The 302-nt window shown below is 63.9% G+C and carries 1 protein-coding gene; it reads right to left on the bottom strand.

Going from position 1 to position 302, the window contains the following annotated elements; translation table 11 throughout:
- On the bottom strand, positions 1–302 hold a 302-nt coding region (locus PZH32_RS12880), incomplete at both ends, for a His/Gly/Thr/Pro-type tRNA ligase C-terminal domain-containing protein (protein ID WP_275208649.1).

Raw genomic sequence — 302 nt, 5'->3', positions numbered from 1 at the left:
CTCGGACCGCTCGCGTACGGACACCAGGCGCTCTTCCACTTCCTTGTCGCCCAAGACCACCATGGAGGGGATCTTCTGGGCTTGAGCCTTGGCGATCTTCACCTTCATGGGCTCGTTGGCATCCATAATGTCCACGCGACCGCCCACGGCCTTGATCTCGCCGGCAAACTCGGCCGCCGCCTCCTTGTGGCGGTCGGCGATGGGTATGACCGCTACCTGCACCGGAGCCAGCCACAGGGGCAGCGCGCCGGCGTAGTGCTCAATGAGAATGCCCAGGAAGCGCTCGATAGAGCCGAAGATGG

Source organism: Adlercreutzia equolifaciens (assembly GCF_029076695.1).
GTDB lineage: Bacteria > Actinomycetota > Coriobacteriia > Coriobacteriales > Eggerthellaceae > Adlercreutzia > Adlercreutzia equolifaciens_A.
Note: the sequence above shows the minus strand (reverse complement) of the source record. Positions and strands in the feature narration are given on the sequence as shown.